The following is a 315-nucleotide window of genomic DNA, read 5'->3' as shown; positions in this document are numbered from 1 at the left end:
ATGTTGGTGATGTCATTGGTGATTTAAATTCTCGTCGCGGTCAAATTTCAGGAACTGAAGCGCGTGGTATTGCAACGGTTGTGAATGCAATGGTTCCTTTGGCGAATATGTTTGGTTACGTGAATAGTCTTCGTTCAATGAGTCAAGGACGTGCACAGTATACAATGCAGTTTGATCATTATGAACCTGTCCCCTCGGCTGTTGCTTTGGAGATACAAAAGAAATACGCGTAATTTTAGGTAGCGTAATTAATTTTTAACTTTAGTCCTTGATTTGGACAGAAAATGGAGAGCTCAAATGGCGAAGAGCAAATTT

General features: G+C 40.0%; 1 pseudogene. It reads left to right on the top strand.

Annotated elements, in window-relative coordinates:
- A pseudogene (fusA, locus tag ACFINO_RS11000) lies at window positions 1-233 on the top strand (elongation factor G); the annotation flags it as partial.
- Window positions 234-315: the final 82 nt, after the last annotated feature.

The sequence above is a fragment of the Bartonella sp. AA83SXKL genome, from assembly GCF_042196965.1.
Taxonomy (GTDB): domain Bacteria; phylum Pseudomonadota; class Alphaproteobacteria; order Rhizobiales; family Rhizobiaceae; genus Bartonella.
Note: the sequence above shows the minus strand (reverse complement) of the source record. Positions and strands in the feature narration are given on the sequence as shown.